The sequence below is a fragment of the Clostridium sp. MSJ-8 genome (genome assembly GCF_018918325.1).
In the GTDB taxonomy this organism is placed as follows: Bacteria; Bacillota; Clostridia; order Clostridiales; family Clostridiaceae; genus Clostridium.
Genome location: NZ_JAHLQH010000016.1, coordinates 38371 through 55334, shown reverse-complemented (window position 1 = coordinate 55334; position 16964 = coordinate 38371). Strand labels below are relative to the sequence as shown.

16 protein-coding genes are annotated in these 16964 nt (G+C 27.2%); 3 read left to right on the top strand and 13 right to left on the bottom strand.

Annotated elements, in window-relative coordinates; genetic code table 11:
* Position 1: 1 nt before the first annotated feature.
* Both ruvA and KQI77_RS02960 read right to left on the bottom strand, forming a co-directional pair.
* Positions 2-610, bottom strand: coding sequence for a Holliday junction branch migration protein RuvA (gene ruvA / locus KQI77_RS02965; RefSeq protein ID WP_216388218.1), 609 nt, complete (start codon positions 608-610; stop codon positions 2-4).
* Positions 611-825: 215 nt separating this feature from the next.
* Positions 826-1233: a hypothetical protein gene (locus KQI77_RS02960; RefSeq protein WP_216388216.1), complete on the bottom strand. Its 408-nt coding sequence runs from the start codon at positions 1231-1233 to the stop codon at positions 826-828.
* Positions 1234-1381: 148 nt separating this feature from the next.
* Between KQI77_RS02960 and nadA the strand changes: the two genes are divergently transcribed.
* From nadA to nadC, 3 genes are read left to right on the top strand one after another with little or no spacing between them, the layout of a single operon-like run.
* Positions 1382-2290 carry a quinolinate synthase NadA gene (nadA, locus tag KQI77_RS02955; RefSeq protein WP_216388214.1) on the top strand — a complete coding sequence of 303 codons (909 nt, stop codon included), beginning with the start codon at positions 1382-1384 and terminating at the stop codon, positions 2288-2290.
* 1 nt (position 2291) lies between these two features.
* Positions 2292-3557 (top strand): L-aspartate oxidase, encoded by a 1266-nt coding sequence (locus tag KQI77_RS02950; protein ID WP_253289317.1) that lies wholly within the window; start codon positions 2292-2294, stop codon positions 3555-3557.
* The gene (gene nadC / locus KQI77_RS02945; RefSeq protein WP_216388210.1) at positions 3535-4374 is read left to right on the top strand and encodes a carboxylating nicotinate-nucleotide diphosphorylase; all 840 of its coding nucleotides are present in this window, start codon (positions 3535-3537) and stop codon (positions 4372-4374) included. The genes KQI77_RS02950 and nadC overlap by 23 nt, the downstream gene beginning before the upstream one ends.
* A 242-nt stretch (positions 4375-4616) precedes the next feature.
* On the opposite strand, the gene KQI77_RS02940 is transcribed toward nadC, so the two are convergent.
* From KQI77_RS02940 to KQI77_RS02895, 11 genes are all read right to left on the bottom strand, one after another.
* Positions 4617-6530, bottom strand: coding sequence for a bifunctional diguanylate cyclase/phosphodiesterase (locus tag KQI77_RS02940; RefSeq protein ID WP_216388208.1), 1914 nt, complete (start codon positions 6528-6530; stop codon positions 4617-4619).
* Positions 6531-6821: 291 nt separating this feature from the next.
* Complete coding sequence (locus tag KQI77_RS02935) at positions 6822-7460, bottom strand: hypothetical protein (RefSeq protein ID WP_216388206.1); 639 nt, start codon at positions 7458-7460, stop codon at positions 6822-6824.
* A gap of 32 nt (positions 7461-7492) precedes the next feature.
* The gene (locus KQI77_RS02930; protein ID WP_216388203.1) at positions 7493-8362 is read right to left on the bottom strand and encodes a DegV family protein; all 870 of its coding nucleotides are present in this window, start codon (positions 8360-8362) and stop codon (positions 7493-7495) included.
* A 79-nt stretch (positions 8363-8441) separates the two neighbouring features.
* Complete coding sequence (locus KQI77_RS02925; protein WP_216388195.1) at positions 8442-9047, bottom strand: Fic family protein; 606 nt, start codon at positions 9045-9047, stop codon at positions 8442-8444.
* A gap of 173 nt (positions 9048-9220) precedes the next feature.
* Complete coding sequence (locus tag KQI77_RS02920) at positions 9221-9421, bottom strand: hypothetical protein (protein ID WP_216388192.1); 201 nt, start codon at positions 9419-9421, stop codon at positions 9221-9223.
* Between the two features lie 84 nt (positions 9422-9505).
* Positions 9506-10285 (bottom strand): hypothetical protein, encoded by a 780-nt coding sequence (locus KQI77_RS02915; protein ID WP_216388190.1) that lies wholly within the window; start codon positions 10283-10285, stop codon positions 9506-9508.
* A gap of 379 nt (positions 10286-10664) precedes the next feature.
* Positions 10665-11408 (bottom strand): hypothetical protein, encoded by a 744-nt coding sequence (locus KQI77_RS02910; protein ID WP_216388188.1) that lies wholly within the window; start codon positions 11406-11408, stop codon positions 10665-10667.
* A 321-nt stretch (positions 11409-11729) separates the two neighbouring features.
* Complete coding sequence (locus KQI77_RS02905) at positions 11730-14606, bottom strand: hypothetical protein (RefSeq protein WP_216388186.1); 2877 nt, start codon at positions 14604-14606, stop codon at positions 11730-11732.
* 294 nt (positions 14607-14900) lie between these two features.
* Positions 14901-15353, bottom strand: coding sequence for a hypothetical protein (locus tag KQI77_RS02900; protein WP_216388185.1), 453 nt, complete (start codon positions 15351-15353; stop codon positions 14901-14903).
* Between the two features lie 88 nt (positions 15354-15441).
* Complete coding sequence (locus KQI77_RS13155) at positions 15442-15573, bottom strand: hypothetical protein (RefSeq protein ID WP_301281672.1); 132 nt, start codon at positions 15571-15573, stop codon at positions 15442-15444.
* 88 nt (positions 15574-15661) lie between these two features.
* The gene (locus KQI77_RS02895) at positions 15662-16864 is read right to left on the bottom strand and encodes a hypothetical protein (RefSeq protein WP_216388183.1); all 1203 of its coding nucleotides are present in this window, start codon (positions 16862-16864) and stop codon (positions 15662-15664) included.
* Positions 16865-16964: the final 100 nt, after the last annotated feature.

The following is a 16964-nucleotide window of genomic DNA, read 5'->3' as shown; positions in this document are numbered from 1 at the left end:
CCTAATTCATTAATGTTTTAAGGCACGCCTTAATGATATTCTCTATAGTATCTGATTTATCTACATTCTTAAGTGCTGTTTCTGCTTCTTTTTCAGTATATCCTAAAGCTAAAAGTGCACCTAAAGCTTCATTCATGTTCACAATCTCATTATTGTCTTCTCTATAATCCATACTATCTAATGTAGACCTCTCAACTATCATATCTTCCTTCTTAAGTTTATCCTTAAGTTCTAGTATAATACGTCCTGCTGTCTTCTTACCTATACCAGGTGCCCTACATATGTGTTTATCATCTTCTGTTATAATAGCATATTTCAAGTTATCTAATCTACTTATAGATAATAATGAAAGAGCTGCCTTAGAACCTATTCCATTTATAGATATAAGTAACTTAAACATCTCTAATTCTTCCTTAGTGCTAAATCCATATAAGCCTATAAAATCTTCTCTAACTATCTGTTCTATATATACCATAGTACTTTCTCCGACTTTGGGCATATCAGCCATAGTTGCACCTGATGTATATATCTTATATCCTATATTATTATTCTCTATAATTATATAATCTTTATTAATCCCAATAAATTCACCTTTTATGTATTCAAACATCTGTCTATGCTACGTTTATATATTATTTCATACAATACATTAATGTAGCTTCTCCCTTCTAACTATTATTAAGCAAAAATAAGAACAAAATCCTCAAGATGACTATGAAACCTTAGATTTTGTTTAAATATTTATGCATTTCATTTTATTTTAACATGTTAGAGAAAAAAAATATATAAGAATACCAAAATAAATATCTGATATTCTTATATATATTATGACATAAATTGTGTCATATAATTACGAGCTTCTTCTTTAGAGCTAAATGCTGCCTTATGACTCTCAAAATATTCTCTATCAGTATCATTAAAATATGAATATTCCATGGCATTCATAAAAACATCTTCTTCCTCATCTTCAACTACAAGTTCGTAATTATCATTACACTTATAAATGGCTAAATATCCATTATATTCTTCAATATAATAATGACCGGGAATTAATCCTTCATTAGCTGCTGATTTATGATTATTATCTATAACCTCTGCACTATTCACATTTGTTTCTGTAGGCGTAGGCGGAGCCTCCGCAATTATGTTATTGATCCTAATAGTACAAAAAACACTCCAAATAATTGTAAATAAAAAAGCGCTGGATAAAATTATTATTCTTCTCTTTTTCATCCTAATTCACCTCCTAATATTAATTTTTTCCACTTTGTACTTTTTTATTCATGCAATTTATAATTGACAAAAAAAATCTTCTGTTTTAAACTTTAGGAAATAGTGTAATATAAAATCAATCTACACATTTTTAAGGAGTTGCGTGATTTTGGATTTAGTAAATGAGATAAAAAGGTTAAAAAAAGAAAAAGGGGCTCTAATATTAGCACATTTATATCAAAGACCTGAGATTCAAGAGGTTGCTGATTTAGTGGGTGATTCTTACTTTCTTAGTAAGAAAGCTGTAGAATCTGATTCAAATCTAATTGTATTCTGTGGTGTTAGATTTATGGCTGAAAGTGCTAAAATTCTTTCTCCTAATAAAAAGGTATTATTACCTGCAAAAAATTCTACATGTCCTATGGCAGATATGGGCGTAGTAGATAGAGTTATGAAACTAAAAGAAGAACATCCAGATGCTTGTGTAGTTAGTTACATTAATACTAACTTAGATATTAAAGCAATATCTGATGTATGTGTTACATCATCTTCCGCTATGAAGATAATGAATAATATAAAAGAAAAAGAAATTATATTTGTTCCTGATAGAAATCTTGGAAGTTATATAGCAGAACATTTCCCAGACAAAGATTTCATTTTATATCAAGGCTTCTGCCCTACTCATGAGAGGGTTACAAAAGAAGAAGTTTTAGAATTAAAAAATGAATATCCAAACTATGAAGTACTAGCTCATCCTGAATGTAATAAGGAGGTTCGTGAAGTAGCAGACTACATCGGTAGCACTTCGGAAATTATAAACTATTCTGCATCATCAGATAACGATGGATTTATAGTAGTAACAGAAGAAGGCGTTCTTCATCAAATGAAGAAAAAAAGTCCTAATAAAACTTTTATCAAACTAAAAGCTGGAATGATATGTCCAAATATGAAAATGACTAAGCTTGAAGATTTGTATGAATGTTTATTACATGAAAGCAATGAAATAATTATAGATGAAACAGACAGAGTTAAAGCATTAACAGCTTTACAAAAAATGCATTTGTTAGGGGATGACTAACTTGATAAGGACATGTGACGTATTAATTGTTGGAACAGGAATAGCTGGTGTTTATTCCGCTTTAAATTTAGATAAAAACCTCAAAGTAATTCTTATTACAAAAGAAGGTCTTAAAGATTGTAATTCTTATTTAGCTCAAGGAGGTATTTCAACAGCACTTGATAGTAGTGATTATCCTGCTTATATTGAAGACACTCTAAAGGCTGGTAATTATAAAAATGATGTTAAAAATGTAGAAATATTAGTTAAAGAATCTAGAGACAATATAAAAAGATTAATAGATTTAAATGTAGAATTTGACAGAAATGAAGATAATTCTCTTGCATATACTCGTGAAGGTGGACATAGTACTTTTAGGATTGTTCATGTCAAGGATGAAACTGGAAAATTTGTTATGGAATCTTTGTATAAAGATTTAGAAACTAGAGACAATATTGAAGTAATAGAAAATTGTCGCTTAATAGATATTATTAAGAATAATGATACTTGTTTAGGTGGAATATGTAGCTATAATGGTGAAAATTTAGAGATTCATTCTAAGAGAACTATTCTTGCAACTGGTGGACTAGGAGGATTATTTACTTCTAGTACTAACGTGCCTACTTTAACTGGTGATGGAATATCTATTGCTCTTAAGAATGATATTGAACTTAAAGATATGCAATACTTACAATTACACCCTACTGTTCTATATGAAAAACACTCTTCTTGCAAGAGACTTTTATTATCTGAATCATTAAGAGGTGAAGGAGCCAAAATAAGAAATCTAAAAGGTGAGGAATTCATAGATCCACTTAAACCTAGGGATGTTGTATCTAGAGCAATACTAGAACAAATTAATAAAACTCCTGATACACCTTATGTTTATTTAGATTTAACACATTTAGACAAGGACTTTTTAGTTCATCGTTTTCCGTTCTTATATGAACAATGCTACGAAAAAGGTTATGCTATGGAAAAAGACTTAATTCCTATATCTCCAGCTCATCACTTTGCTATGGGTGGAATAAAAGTTAATAGTTATGGTGAAACAAGTTTAAAAAATTTATGTGCATTAGGTGAAACTTCTTGTACAGGAGTTCATGGTAGCAATAGATTAGCTAGTAATTCTCTATTAGAAGGCCTTGTTTTTGGATATAGATGCGCCAAGAAAATATCTTCTGAAATTGCTAATAACTCAGAAAAAGAATATCCATCAAAAGAAAAATTAATAAGCTTTTTAATGGAAAGGGTGGACGAAAATTATGTTAAATTACTTAATGATTGATAAATTAATCCAAGATGGCTTAAATGAAGACATGCCTTTTGGAGATGTAACTACTAATTCTATAATTTCAGAAAATAGCAGATGTACAGTTAATTTATATGTAAAAGAAGATGGTATAATCTGTGGTGTTCCTGTCTTTAATAGGGTATTTTATATAGTTGGTGATGTAACTTGTAACATTACTGTAAAAGACGGTGATACTGTTACAAAAGGACAAAAAATAGGTACTCTTGAAGGAAATACTCGAAATGTACTTATGGGTGAAAGAATTGCATTAAATCTTATGCAAAGAATGAGTGGAATAGCTACCACAACTTACAAATATGCTAAAGCAATCGAAGGAACTCATGCAAAAGTTGTTGATACTAGAAAGGTGACACCTTTATATAGACATTTAGATAAATACTCAGTTTTATGTGGCGGTGGAAAGAATCATAGATTCTCTTTATCTGATTCTATTCTTATAAAAGATAATCACATAGATGCTGCAGGTGGTATAAAAAATGCTGTAATGCTTGCTAGATCAAATAGCTCCTTTACTACTAAAATTGAAGTTGAAACTGAAACAAAAGAAGAAGTTCTAGAAGCTTTAGATGCAAAAGCTGATATAATAATGTTAGATAATATGAACCCTAATATGGTTAAAGAAATGGTTAATCTTATTGATAATCGTGCCATTACAGAAGCATCTGGAAATATAGTTCTAGAAAATATTCGTGATTATGCAGAAACAGGAGTAGATTATATTTCTGTTGGAGCATTAACTCATTCATTTAAAGTATTAGATATATCTCTTAAGAACCTTACACTTATTTAAATATTAAGATGTCAAATTATATAATTTGCATATAACAAAATATAAGGTCTTTTCCATAATAGTGTTGAAGTTATTTATTGGATAACATTACTTATTATACCTTCAACATTGTCATGGAAAAGACCTTATAATATTTTTCAGAATAAACATAAAAAAATTAAGTTAGCATTCAAATATTGTATTATTTTAATTAATTACATCATTTAGCTAACTTAATTTTTTATTTAGAAATCTTTACTTAATTACATTCCAAGCATCTTGATAACTTCATCTTCTTCTGTAGGTCTTGCAAAATAAAAACCTTGTATATAATAACATATATTGCCTATTATATCTTTTTGTACTTCTGTCTCTACTCCCTCTACAAGAACTTTCATATCTGCCTTTTCAAAGGCTGAAGATAACCCTTCTAATAGATGATAACATTTTGAATTGCTCTCACAATTATCCACCAGTGTCTTATCAATCTTAATCACATCAAAAGGCAATTCCATAACTCTAGATATATTAGAATAACCAGTTCCGAAATCATCTAAATAAAATTTTATTCCTTTTTGATGAAGTAAATTCATCTTTTCAATTACTTTTTCATTTCTATCAATAATAAAATTTTCTGTTATCTCTATGCTTATTTTAGACGGATCTACTTTATAATAATCAATTATATTCATAATATTATCAACTAAAGAATCCTTTAACATTTGGTTTGGTGAAAAATTAACTGATATACTCTCTATATCTATATTACTATCTTCTATCCTACGTAAGAATTTACACACCTTTTCTAGAACTATATATCCTATATCAACAATAAGGCCTAATTCCTCTGCAATAGGAATAAATTCATTAGGCGACAACATTCCTAACTCATCATCTCTAAGTCTTATAAGTGCTTCTGCTTTTGTAAATGCATTTTTAGAGGTGTCAAATATAGGCTGATACATTACAATAAATCCTTTATTCTTTACTTCTTCTCTTAAAATATGGGCAACTTTATTCTTACGCTCTATTTCATCTTTAATAAAATCACTACAATAAATAGTTCTTCCCTTACCCATAGTATTTTTAGATTTTACTGTTATGTATTCTAATAATGATATTAATTCCTCTGTATTATTTGCCTGTATAGGCATTTCAACCACAGCATTAGATGATGATAGCATAACTGAATAATTATCAACAATAAATTCCTTAGAAAATCTATCTTTTATCTTTCGAATCAATTCAGATACTCTAAACATCCTATTATTTTCTAATAAAATTATAAATTCATCTCCGCCATATCTATATACTTCATTCTTTTTACATATTCTAGTCAAAAAGTTTACTACCTCAATTAAAACAGTATCTCCAACCTTTGAACTTAAATTATCATTTATTATTTTAAAGTCATCTAAACTTACTAATATTACAACAGCCTTTTTATGTTGTGCTATAATTATATCCATTCTAGACAAAAAGGCCCTTCTATTTAGTACTTTTGTTAAAGGATCTACCAATAACTTTTTATTTTCAATGTATAAATATAGCATAACAATAACTAAACTACTAAATGCTCCAAGCAAATATATCTCTGGAAATAAAATTGTTAATGCAACATAAGTACAAACTAATAATGGAAATGTCCTCATTATCCCTATTAGTATTGTATTCATTCTATTTTTTTTGATATGAACTATATACATTCCAATAAATGAATAAATTATCATAGTCAAAAAATAAATGCTATTAAAACTCTTTATATTAAAACAATCATCAACATTTATAGCTCTATTTAATCTACCTTGCATAGTCCTATGAACTAGTATAATAAAATATATAGAATATGTTATTATTCCTAACATTCTAAACCTTTTAACACAAATATCATTATCTTCTACATATAACTCACAATAATATACCAAAAGCATTATAATAAAAGGTGCTATTAAATAAAAGAAAAAATCTAAAATATTAATAACGCTTCTATAACTCCTTGAAAATCCATATATAAATGAACATGTTAAGTCTATTATATCTATAAGCAATATAGAATACACTATACTTGAAAATACCTTACTACGTGAAATTTCCGAAATTATGTTATCATTATTATATATCGTAAGTATTGCCGTCAATATAGTCGAAAACGTTATAATTGAAATGTTAAATTCCATTTTATCCCCCTATAGTTTCATTTTATACCCTATTATAATTGTAACATTTAATTTATAATTTTGAAACATTTTGTTTCTTTTTTTTGACATTTTATATCATAATTTCTTTTTATATATTTTTCAGTCCTTGCGACAGGTTCCAAAACTTGTTTTTTTGTATTCTGTCGTATCACTATTTTTTCTTTTTTATTCTTTAGATAATATGCTCTAACATTACTTAAACACTCTATTGACGTTAAAATAAGAGATTTTATTTGTTATATCATATAGCATTTAAAATCTCTTATTTATTTATAATAGAACTTTACTATTAAGTAATATACTTATCTTCTTCATCATAAATTCATTGTTATCGATATTATCAAATAATTCTTCTATCTCTTTCTTTTTTAATTCCATAATATCTTCTAATTCTGCTAACATACCTTGTTCTTCATATTCTCTTATTAATGTCTTACCTACTGAACTTATATTTTCATATAATTGTAAATTCACAAGAATTCCTTCTTGTATATCTATACTATAATTAATATAATCCAATAATTTTTTTATATCCTGCCATGATGCGTTATGCTTCTCTAACATCTCTAATTCTTGAAAGCAAGATGTATATTCTTCTATTGCTTCTTTATAACCATCAAACTCACATTCTTCTAACATATCTATAGTTTCTTGATAATTACTTACATCTAAATACACTTGATTTTCATTTTTACCAATGACTTTAGTAATAATCACTGAAGGTAATAAGACAAACTTAATAAATGAACATACCTTTTTTAAGGTATTACAGCATAACCACTCTCCTACACCTTCACTACTAACCATATTTATAATAGAATAGTTAATAACATATCCATCCTTATTCATAGGTATTTCTATTTCATCTTGTAACCAAGCTTCCCAATATGGAATTAAATTATCCCCCATTATATTCACCACATTTCTCAACTCTTTAAACTTTATCTTTCTTTTCCCATGAAAAATAATGCAATAGTATTAGGTCCTGAATGTGTTCCAACAGTTGGTCCTATATAATTGAATAAGAACTTGTCATATCCTAGTTCTTTCTGTATCTTATCTGCTAAATATTTAGCATCTTCTTCGCAATCTCCATGGCTTATAAATATAATATCATTTTTATCTTCATAACCTTCTGTTAACTTCTTCATATAGTTTACTAATGTATTTAAGGATTGCTTACGTCCTCTAGCCTTACCTATAGGAATAAGTTTTCCTTCATTATTGACATGTATAATAGGCTTAACACCTATAATACTTCCTACAATTGCTGTTGCCTTTGATACTCTTCCGCCTCTATATAGATGATTCAAATCATCTACTGTTACATAATGGCATAAATTAAGCTTATTATCTTCAATCCAATCTCTTACTTCTTCTATAGTATATCCTTGATTCTTAAGATTTACTGCTTTGTAAACTAATAAACCTTCCCCTAATGATGCACATAGTGAATCAATAACTATTATCTTTCTGTCAGGATATTCTTCTTGTAATTCTATAGCTGCTAGTCTAGAACTATTATAGCTACCACTCATTCCTGATGTAAAAGCTATATGAAGTATATCATATCCTTCATCTAATATTTTCTTAAACTTCTCTGTTGCAACCTGTGGTGTAACTTGAGCTGTTGTAGGCATAGACCCTTCTCTCATTTTATTATAAAAAGCCTTAACATCAAATTCCTTGTCTCCTTCAAATTCTTGCCCATCTATTTGAAAAGACATAGGCAATAATTCTATATCATTTTCTTTAAGATACGAAAAAGGCAAATCTGATGTTGAGTCTGTTGTAATCTTATACTTATTCAATACTTTCTTCCTCTCCCTTATATTAAGTTATCTACAATTATAACTATTATATCAAAGATTTATTCTATTTCAATAGAATTTATGCTACTATGACCTCTTTTAGAATATTAATTAAATAAATATATTCAGAATATTCACCTATTGATGTCATAACTAAAGCATCTCTAACATATTGAGCCTTGTTTCTTAATAGTTCTCTATCAAAGTCAATTCCAACACTAGCTGCAAATTGTGTCATAAATGTTATTATAGCTCTAGTATTTCCTTCTCGAAAAGGGTGTATTTGCCATAGTCTTCCTGTATACTTTGCAAAATATTCAATCTTATCATCATATGATAATTTTCCCCACTCTATAGTTTTTAATGAATGAAGAGTATTTTTACATTCTCTTTCTATCAAGCTATAATCACAATATTCAACACTCATACCATTTAATAGTTTTTCACTCTTTTCAATATTAACAGTTCTTATTTCTCCTGCCCACTCATATATATCTTCAAACATATATTTATGAATAGCCTTTAGATGTTTTAAATTAAATACCCCATTTGCAGTAGCCCTATCTATATCTAATAATTTAATATATGTAATGTCTGCTTCAGCCTTTTCTAATTCCTCTTTATTTTTTATATTTAATTTATTTTTCATAACATCTATATCATCATATAAATATATATCTCTCATAAAAACTCCCCTCCTCTATTCATAAAGGTAACTTTTTTGTTCTATATGTATAGTAAATTCACCTAATAGAGATACAGAACACTATAATAAAAAGATAAAATCTTCAAGATGTCTATAGAGCAAAAAAAGGCTTAAAATCAGTTAAAACGAACTAATTCAAAGCCTTATATTTGTTAAAGATCATTCTTATATCTGCTTATAGTTTTCTGTAAAATACTAGCTATCTCTACTTCACCACTTATATATAGTTTAACTAACTCTTTTGTTTCAACAGATGGTTCTCTTGCATCTAATCTAGCTAGTGCCAAGGCTGAATTAACTATACTTATCCTCTCTTCTAAGGTAGTTTCTTCAATGCCATAATTTCTCACCATTATATTCAGCTCCCTATCATATAGGATACATTTTTATATGTATATTATATCACATTCTAAAAGCCATTTATATATACATTTATTCTAGTTGTTCGTATTATTGCTCTCTTGAGAAGAACCTGAATTATCTTCCTTAGAAACATCTGTATTATTATCTTGATTGTTTTCTGTAGATTGTTGTGTTTGAGTTTGTATTCCATCTTCTGTTAATGAATCATTATTTTGTTGTGTTTGATTACCCTCATTATTATTTTGATCATTATTATTCTGAGTTGTATCTACAGTTGTATTTTCTTGTGAATTGTCATTATTTTCTTTGTCTTTTTGTTCTTGTTCCTTTTGCTTTTTTGCCTCTTCTTCTTTCTTTTTGTCTATCTCTTCATTACTTTTATTAATATTTTCTTTAATTCTCTCTATCTCATTATATGCAACTTTATAATATTTCTTTTGAATAAGTATAGTCACATAATTTAAATCTTTTGCTATATTATTCTTGGTATCATCATCTAATCTAGATATATCCATATTATTTACTTCAGTTAAATAATTCCCAAGTTCTGCTTCAGCACTAGATTCAATCTTTTGTATTAATGCTTTATACTTACTCTTCATATCTACTATTTTATCTACATCTTGTGCTTTTATCATCTTTTTACTTTCTTTTAATAAGCTATCATATTCCTTCTTATAATCCCCAAATGCATATTTATCTAATGTTTCTGTATAACCTTGTATCTCTGATGAATATTTCTCTAATTTGCTATCTTTTATATTAGAAATAACACTAAGCACTATAGACATTATAGCTATTATTATTGCTATTATAACTATAATTATTCCAACTATCGAACTTTTTTTCTTCATGATTATCTACCTTTCAACATATACTCAAATTATATTTTATCTTATTTTATTATATTTTACTAGTGTTCTACAATTATATGCTTATATCTGACTTCTCTCTATATACCAAATGATAATACTACATCTAAACTTGTTCTGTCCCACTTAAGAATCAGGTATTAGTCAGATGGATCTTTTTAATATTGTTTAATATTTTCCTATGTTCTTTTCCATTATAGTGTTGAAAATAATTATATTAATTTTCCTAAATCTGCAAATATACCATAATTGCATAATTTATTATTAGCTTTTATCTTTTATAAACAGACTACCTCCACCAGTAATGTCTATTAATTTTATCAATACTTCTTACTAGTTCATAAATAAGGTCTTAAATTAATCAGCTATGAACTATATCATAAACTCTACGCCTAACCTTCCCTTTGTTTCTATACCATGAATAATAGCTATAAATATATTTAGTAGCTACCCCTCTAAATTCGTAATTCCAGATCTTATAAAAACTATACTCTCTACATACATTTAAATATTCTATAGTTCCGCCTGACTTAATCCTTGGTCCTATAGCCTTATTAACAAATCTATTATTAGATGGAAGTATAACTGCGTCATTATGAATCTTACACTTTATAATATCTGCCACAAGATTAACAGACATAATATCATCATTAATATCTAAAAAACTATTTTCTTGTGAATCTACTCCAAAATGAAGATTATATTTCCTTCTAGGTTCTTCTATATTCTTGCTTCCTTTTCTATTTTCATAATATACTCTCCTAACTATTCCAACTACTCCCTGTAATAATCCATTATTCTCTTGTATAATATCCATTATCTTATGTCTCATCCTAAAGGCAGTTTTAATGTTTATTCCTAAAATTCTAGAACACTCTAACAATGTATTCTTGTTATCCATAAGTGATAAATATTTATCCCACACTTCTATACTAATCCTAGAATTACTCCATGGCTTGTTAGTATAGCTTGTGAACGTTCTTCCACAATTCTTGCACCTATATCTCTGTCGTTTCTTAACATATCCATACTTACATATATTATTATCCTTACAATGTGGACAAGTTACAATCTCATTATTGTTAATATCTGATATAGAATTCATAAAAAAACACCTCTTAATCCAAAACCTTTGTTCGTATATTTAAATTATTCCCGAACTAATGTTTTTTTAATCATGCATTCTGTTTTTTTATCTGATTTTTTTACGACATTTTTCATCAACTACATTTGTAAAATTATTATATTAACTTTATCAACACACTTATGGAAAAGAACTTATACATTTCAAAATAGAACTATAATTCAAGAAACCTATAACTCAAATAATATAAATTAGAATATATAAGAATCGCCAAGTCGACTTAAAAAGTAAAAAAAGCCACCATCAAAAGGCGGCTTTTAATCAACATAATAAATGCTATTTTTATTTATCTGATTTTACTTTAAATTTACTTCTTATAGCTAGTACTATAGCTCCTAGTGATGCTATAGCTGCTGCTAAATATCCTAGTACATTATTATTGTCCCCTGTTTTAGCATTTGCCTTAACATCAGCTACTGCAGCATCTGGTTTAATTAATGTATTAGGTAAAGTAACTTTAGTTTTATTATCATTTTTAGCTTCTACCCCTGCTATTTCTCCAGATATTTCATCTTCTTTAGGTTTATTAACATCAGAAGGTTTAACATCTATAACAGGTTCATCTTCTTCGATTATTACAGCTTTAAAAGAATAACTTGCAATAACAGCTTCTTCTCCATCTTTAACTGTAGTAAGTTGTACTGTATAATTGCCATTCTTTAATTCATCACTTGATAATTCATATAAACTACTATATGAACTTCCAGCTTGTAATGAAACGTATCCTTGAACTAATTCCTTAACTACATTATTATTTTCATCTAATAATTTTACCTTGTAATCTCTCTTATCTACATCTATATTACCTTCATTATTAATTGAATAGTCTATAGCTAATGTATCTTTATTAGATATTACTTCTTTATCTCCTACTATAGTACCTGTTAAGTTTTCAACTAATGGTTCTGATACATTAAATATACATGAATCTAAAACATCTTCATTATTACCAGAAACATTTACTAATTGAATAGTATATTGTCCTGCAGCTAATCCTTCTCCTGATAATGTTAATGTATCACTAAATTGTCCACCTACTTCTAAAGAGTAACCACTATTTTCAATATCTTTAACTACATTATTATTTTCATCTAATAATCTTATTTTATATTCTTTAGATGCTAATTTTACATTTCCTTGATTCTTTAATGAATAACTTATTGTTGCATTTTCATTATTATTAATTGTTTTATTATCTATTTCTATGCTTCCTGATACTCTCTCTACTCTTACTACTTCTGGTTTCTTTATAACTTTAAAGTTGCAAGAATCTAATACTACAGGTTCACTATCTGTAACATCTATCAATTCTACTGTATATTCACCTATTCCAAGTTCTCTTCCTGAAAGCTTCATAGATCCTGTAAATTTAGAATGTGCTTGCAATGATATTTGTTCTGGTTCAGTTTCCTTAACAACATTACCATCAGCATCTAATACTTTCATTATGTAGCTTTTTTCACCTATACTAGCATTACCATCATTTTTTATACTAAAATCTACATCCAAACTTTCATTATTATATATTGAAGATTTATTTGCACTTAATTCACCAGAAAAGTCTGTATATAAATTTTCTCCTACTGTTATATCTTTTAATACAGGTGATACTTCAGAATCAGTATTGAATTCGACTCTAACTTGAATATATCTACCATTTAATTTATCACTATTAACACCATTATCCACATAAACATATTCAGCATTTTGTAATTCTTCTTCAGTATTTGCTGTTCTTGCACTTACCTTTATAGAAGTTCCTTCTGGTGTTTCGGCTGTCCATGATATTTTATTCCAATTGTTATCTTCTATTTCAGAATCTTTAACTACATTCCAGCTTCCATCTTTTATTGTTACATTATCACCATATTGAATTGGTGCAAATCCTGCATTTGCACTTGAAAAGCCTGAATAACAGCTTATTGCCTTATTTGATTTTATATGAAATGCTCCGTTATTAGGTTCAAATCTATAGAACTTACCAGCTTCTAATGATACAGTTTTTAATAATTTATTATTATCTAATGAATCATATAATTCAACAGTTGTATTATCATTGTACGCCATAACAACTATACGCCCATTCTTAATACATGAACCTAAGAAATCAGTACCTATTCCTGATCCATCTTTATCTGGAATATAAGTACCTTGTGCATATTTTTCATTTGACATCTTCCATGGTTGAACTGCTGCTGTAACAGTATCTGAGCTTTCTATTTTTACATAAGTATCAGTTCCTTTTTCATAAGATATTACATTATTTTCTCCATAATTAAGAACTCCACTCCATAGAACTTCATTAGTTTCTGTATCAGTTATAGTAACATTATTGTTATCAGCAAATGAGTAAACTGTTAATTCATGTGTCCAATCTCCTGTATTACCTATATGTGTATATAATTTAGTTCCACTCCACTTACCATTAACATCTGGTGCATAATATGATTGATCATAATCTACTAAAGCTGAGCTTTTCTTAGTTGATTTTACATGATACTTATATTTTATATTATCCTTTGTAGGTTCAATTGAATAATGTTCTCCTTCATTCAATACACCTTCAAATGCAATTGTGCCTTCACTTAAATTTTCAATTACAACATAATTATTATCTTCCATAGATGTAACTATAAATTGACACTTATCATATTTCTTAGGAACTTGTACATAAAATTCATTACTAGCTCCGTATCCATCTTGATCCATTGCATAATATCCTGATACACCACTTGTTATTGGATCACCTGTAAGAATAGAGACTTTTTTATCTGTAACAACCTTATATACTCCATAATATTTTATGTTAACGATTATATTTTCCCCTCTATTAATAGTTCCAGACCATACATCTTCACCCGATTGACCAACTATAGTTACATTAGTATCATCTTCATATCCAAACAATACTATATCTTTTAATGAATAAACTAATGATACATTTTGATTATTTTGTTTCTTAGATATCTGCAATTCTCCACTTGCATTATCATAAGATACATTGTTCATAACTCCTTGATCAAAATCCGCATCATCTGTATATGTTGCAGAACATCCCCCTACTATTTTTGTATCTGCAGATACTGATATTGATCCTGTAAATAAGTTCATTGAAATAACTGTAGCTGCAATTATACAAGCTATTTTTTTTCTACTCATGTGACCCCTCCATACATTTTATACAACATTTATTAATAATATTTACATTTTAATAATTATTTTAACACAAAATCAATTTATTGTAAAATATATTTTTCTTTTTATGTATTATTTTTCCTAATATACTGCTAAAAGCTACTTTTGTAATCAAAATTCTTCATATAAATTTATATATAAACACATTTCATCAACACACATATGGAAAAGAATTAAAACAAAAATTACAATATAAAAAGTAAATTATTGTTTCTTACTTTTTCATCTTATTAGTATCAATAATTATTACTTTTTATTTTATTGAATTATATCCTTTTCTTTCAGTTTCCATTCACCAACAATCACATTGTAATTCTTGCATTCTTTTATTGTATTAATATAAACAAATTCATCTGAGCTCTCTGAATAATCCGGGATGCCATCATAAATATTTCCTTCGTCTATTAATCCTCTCTTTACCATACTTCTTATAATAAAATCATTAAATATATCAGCTTTCTCCTCTGATAGCTTTAAAGCATAATCAAAAATAGCATTTTTCACATTAAATTCTTCACAAGTAGTTCTTAATGCACTGTAATAATTAATAGTTCCTTCAATCTGTAGATAAAATCCATAGTAAGATTCTTTTTCATCAATTCTATATTTTAGTAATTCATTTCTAAGCCTTTTTAAAAAATTATAGGTAAATAGCTTCATTTTTCTATTTGGTATAGTATAACTGTTTAACAAATTTTTTCTTATATCCATAAAAGGCCTCCTAAACAATAAAAAATGCTTCTATTATCATATTTATTGATAATGAAGCATTTTTATGAATACTCTCTTCTATAGAAAATCATTTATCTTTATTTTCATCACTATTTACAGTTTCTATAGTAATATAGCTTGAAAATAATTTATCTATGTTTTCTTCTGTTAATTTATTTCCTGAATCCTCTTTGGATATCTTTCTTTCATCCATTTCCATATGTACATCTCCCCTTATTATACAATAAATGTTTATAAGTTTCCTTTATACTATATTTATCGTCTAATAATTTTTTATCTTTAACATTCTATATTGCTATTTCTATCTTAACAACTGCTCCCTTTGAGGAATTTTTCAGTTTTACTATCCCACCTTGTCTATTTGCCAAGTTATCAGCAATATACAGACCAATCCCTTTATTAATATTAAAGTTATCATCACCTATATAAAATGCATCTTTTCCATGTTCTATCTCTTCTTCTGTAAATCCATATCCATCATCTTCTATATAAGCTAGAAGTTTATTTTGCTCTGATCCTAATACTATTTTTACTCTATCTTCTGCATAACAAAATGCATTTTCAGCAACTAGACTAAGTAATAATAAATAATTCTCTTTATCAATATTACAACTGTTAATTTTAATTGCATCAATTAATTTATATCTAATATCATATTTACTAGACAATTTTTTAAATAAAGATTTTATATCTAATACAAGTCTATCAATAGGTATCTCTTCTCTCTTAATTTCTTTTATATCACATCTATATATCTTTTCATTAGATGCAATATAACTTTTTATTTCATATATAAAATCTTTTAAAGAATACATTGTTTCATTAATTTGCTTAACATCAATAATACAACTTTTTATATTTTCCTGTAATATATCAATCTTTTTATTTTGAATATCTATACATTTATAAATACATCTTTTTAGATTATGTGACACATCAACCATATCTTTTTTCAGATTTTCAATTCTTTCTTGATAAAATACAATCTTTTGTCTCATTTTTTCTAACACTTGAAATACTCTATACATTTCATTGTCTTCTTCATATTTAATTTCTTCATAATATTCTTGTCTATATAACTTTTCTAAAGTCATAAACATCTTATCAACATTATCTTTAAGTTTAGTTTTATAAAAGACTTCAAAAGAGTACTTTATTACTCTACTAGTAACAAATATAAGTATAGTAATAACTAATAAATAACTAGAGAAATATATCCCCCATGATACAACATTATCTCTAGAAAACTTCCACTTATCACTAGGTATAACTATTACATCTTGACCTCTTTGTTTAGCTTCTTCTATCTTTATATCTGAAACTTTTACATTTATATCAGTATTTCCAATTTTAAATCCTCGATATGTATCTGCTATTAACAAAGTAAAAAGCACCACTACAACTATTGCTAGAATTGCATATTCAACAATTATAATCGCCGAATCATTTACAGATTTATTCTTTAATCTATTTTTTATATATGATTCCATATCATTTCTCCCCATAATTTTGTCATTTTTATATCATTCAACCTTAATATACCATATTCTGCATAATTTTAAAAGGCCTTTTGATATTTGTAGATACAAA

Bases quoted from the DNA above. Each gene is read 5' to 3' on its own strand.
- ruvA (WP_216388218.1), bottom strand. From the start codon at position 610: ATGTTTGAATACATAAAAGGTGAATTTATTGGGATTAATAAAGATTAT.
- KQI77_RS02960 (WP_216388216.1), bottom strand. From the start codon at position 1,233: ATGAAAAAGAGAAGAATAATAATTTTATCCAGCGCTTTTTTATTTACA.
- nadC (WP_216388210.1), top strand. From the start codon at position 3,535: ATGTTAAATTACTTAATGATTGATAAATTAATCCAAGATGGCTTAAAT.
- KQI77_RS02940 (WP_216388208.1), bottom strand. From the start codon at position 6,530: ATGGAATTTAACATTTCAATTATAACGTTTTCGACTATATTGACGGCA.
- KQI77_RS02935 (WP_216388206.1), bottom strand. From the start codon at position 7,460: ATGGGGGATAATTTAATTCCATATTGGGAAGCTTGGTTACAAGATGAA.
- KQI77_RS02925 (WP_216388195.1), bottom strand. From the start codon at position 9,047: ATGAGAGATATATATTTATATGATGATATAGATGTTATGAAAAATAAA.
- KQI77_RS02920 (WP_216388192.1), bottom strand. From the start codon at position 9,421: ATGGTGAGAAATTATGGCATTGAAGAAACTACCTTAGAAGAGAGGATA.
- KQI77_RS02915 (WP_216388190.1), bottom strand. From the start codon at position 10,285: ATGAAGAAAAAAAGTTCGATAGTTGGAATAATTATAGTTATAATAGCA.
- KQI77_RS02910 (WP_216388188.1), bottom strand. From the start codon at position 11,408: ATGAATTCTATATCAGATATTAACAATAATGAGATTGTAACTTGTCCA.
- KQI77_RS02905 (WP_216388186.1), bottom strand. From the start codon at position 14,606: ATGAGTAGAAAAAAAATAGCTTGTATAATTGCAGCTACAGTTATTTCA.
- KQI77_RS02900 (WP_216388185.1), bottom strand. From the start codon at position 15,353: ATGGATATAAGAAAAAATTTGTTAAACAGTTATACTATACCAAATAGA.
- KQI77_RS13155 (WP_301281672.1), bottom strand. From the start codon at position 15,573: ATGGAAATGGATGAAAGAAAGATATCCAAAGAGGATTCAGGAAATAAA.
- KQI77_RS02895 (WP_216388183.1), bottom strand. From the start codon at position 16,864: ATGGAATCATATATAAAAAATAGATTAAAGAATAAATCTGTAAATGAT.